The 2,500-nt window shown below is 54.9% G+C and carries 1 protein-coding gene and 2 pseudogenes; 1 reads left to right on the top strand and 2 read right to left on the bottom strand.

From position 1 onward, the window contains the following. Positions 1-273: 273 nt before the first annotated feature. A pseudogene (locus KVT39_RS36250) lies at positions 274-514 on the bottom strand (helix-turn-helix domain-containing protein); the annotation flags it as partial. 757 nt (positions 515-1,271) lie between these two features. On the opposite strand from KVT39_RS36250, the pseudogene KVT39_RS36255 reads away from it, so the two are divergent. Beyond that, a pseudogene (locus KVT39_RS36255) lies at positions 1,272-1,637 on the top strand (transposase); the annotation flags it as partial. A 47-nt stretch (positions 1,638-1,684) separates the two neighbouring features. Here the strand turns inward: KVT39_RS36255 and KVT39_RS36260 are convergent. Further along, positions 1,685-2,500 (bottom strand): hypothetical protein (locus KVT39_RS36260; protein ID WP_217591408.1); only part of this gene is annotated, 816 nt, incomplete at its 5' end.

The raw sequence follows: 2,500 nt of genomic DNA on the forward strand, positions 1-2,500 counted from the left end.
GAGCATTACAACGAGAAGCATCCCCATAGCGCGCTGAAATACCGCTCGCCTCGCGAGTTCCGGCGCTCGATGGATTCAGCAACCTTAGTGTGATGCCGTGTCCGGGACTACAGGGGCAACTCCATCCCCCTATTTCCCGAGCCCGCCCATGCACCTGCGTCACGCAAACTGCCCCTCGGGGCAAGGCCCGGTTTGACCCACAAATGCACCTTTCCAATCCGACGAGGGAGTTGCACGATGAAAATTCGGCCTCCCCCACCTTGGGGACGGGTCAATCCGCCGTGCCCCCTTGCGCTCAGCCCGCATGCGAAGAATCGTTGCCCGATCTGCGTCAGAGACCTTTCGATTCGGGCTGGTCAGAGGGCGACGGCTTTGAGAGCGGAGACCATCTTCTCCCGCCTCCTGGTAGCGGCGCAGCCACTTCCGAAGTGTTGGCCTAGATATGCCTCAACGCATGTATCACGAGACCGGCGTTGCCAGTCTCGTGATACATGCGCACCCAACGTAATCGCATCGGGATTTTGCGCTCCATCGTCCCATATTAGTTGAAACGATGTCCGTGAATCACACAACTTAACAATCTCAGAAGACTGTCCGAACGAGTGAGGCCACCTCTGTGCGGGCTCAACCCCTCCAGGTAGTCGAACGCCCAAGCGTACGAGCGACCGCCGCCGCCCCAGAGCGAGCCGCCGAACAGCGTGAACTCTTGCGCGGACACCGTCGCGGCGTACAACGCTGCGACGGAACACAGGCCGATAAGCAGCGACCTGATATGAGGAATGGGACGCCTGCGGGACGTCGAGCAATGGATTGACACGGGATACCTATTTCAATTGCATCACATTCCAATCTTCACGCGCGCTAAGCGGTGTGTGGAGCGCATTCTGAAAATTGTATGTGATGCGCTTTGCCAGAAATCGAATGAATGATCCGGATTGGGTGCCGGATGGCGACGAATTCCCGGCGTTCGATGCATCGCTGCACTACTGCTTGTGACGCAATGAAACAGCCGACTGGCTAAACAAACAGTTAGTGATCCAGAGTTGCATGATGCTCCTTTCATCAAGGGTATGCACGAAGTTACAGGATTGCCCCCATAACCCAAATGAATCTGAATCGAAGGCGTTGTTGCATTAATCCGGCGGTCGCGCGGCGGCCTGACGTTTACGCGCAACAGCCGGGGCGGTGCCCCTGTTAACAATTCGGGTTCCTGCGTAGATTCTCGATTTTTGCCGCCGAGACGATGCGCAAGGACAAGAGCAAGACGAGCGAGCAGAGGTGGTGACGGAGCCTACGACTCCAAGGCGTGCCACGCCGCGATCGCCGCGCGCGGTGCAATGCCCTCGATTCCGCCACGCGAAGGTGCCGCTCATTGGTCCGCGAACACGTCGGGCGCGACGTGGCGCAACGATGCGGTCGATGCGATTGCCCGAGCCGGCCGACGCGAATGAAAGAACGCCAGCGGCTACCATCGGCGCTCGCTCGCGGAGAACGCGATGTACCGCTTCAAGACGCTCACGGGTAACAGCATGTGGGCACGACACACCGACGCGCAGGCGACTGAGATCGCCATTCGTGTGGGCGTGCTGAACCGCATGGCGAATCTCGCGCGTCCGCAATCCGGTCGCATTGCTTGAAATCAAGTACATAGGCATCAAGCCGTCCTTACGCTTGAATTACGCAACTACGCCGCCCGGATCGCTCCACTTATTCCACGCCCCGAATTTGTGCGGCCATCTCTGAGTCTCAGTATGTTCGTCCATCGCTGGCGCAGATGGCTCCACCAGCTAGACGTTTGAGGCGAATTTTTGGGCCGATTTTTCTGTTCTGCGGCTGCGATTCTTTTAGTCTGGGTTTCATAGTACGTTCGAGCTTTTTTTTCAGCCTCACCAGCGCCGCCATGTCGCATATACCATTCTGGAAAGATAAGTGGCGCCTCTTCAAATGAATATATTGGTTTAATGAAAAGATCGGGTGCAGCTTTGCCTACCGTTGGATATGTCTTAAACTTTACCAACTGAGTTGATTTTATTTTTAACAGCTCTGATTTCCATGCTTGCGCAGAACCAAAAAATGGTGCATCCATCGTCTCGCCAGAGCTTCCTTTGAATTGACCAGCAGTAACGTCAATATAAATTGACTCTTGGTTGAGTTCTGCGATAACAATGTAATGATTGTCGGGGCTCGTGTCCAATAAGCTTTTCCAGAATAGCATTCCGCCAATTTGAAATTTTATCCTGCTTTGACTTAGTAGAGCACTTATGCGCCTAGCGGCATTTTCACAGTTTTCTTTGGGTGACCTGATGTATTTCATCACCGTAGGATCGCTCAAAATATATTGCTGAAGCTGTTCCATGTTCTCAATCACATCGCCATGCGGAGCAGTTTCTGATGTTGCTTCCGTGGGGAAAACCGGAATGCGGCCGTCGGAATCGCGCAGCGTGCCGGGGTTGTTCCTCACCATCCGATAGAGATTCAGTCCATCGATGGTGCCGGCGGG

Origin of the sequence: Burkholderia sp. GbtcB21 (genome assembly GCF_019091065.1) — a bacterium.
Lineage (GTDB): Bacteria > Pseudomonadota > Gammaproteobacteria > Burkholderiales > Burkholderiaceae > Burkholderia > Burkholderia pyrrocinia_C.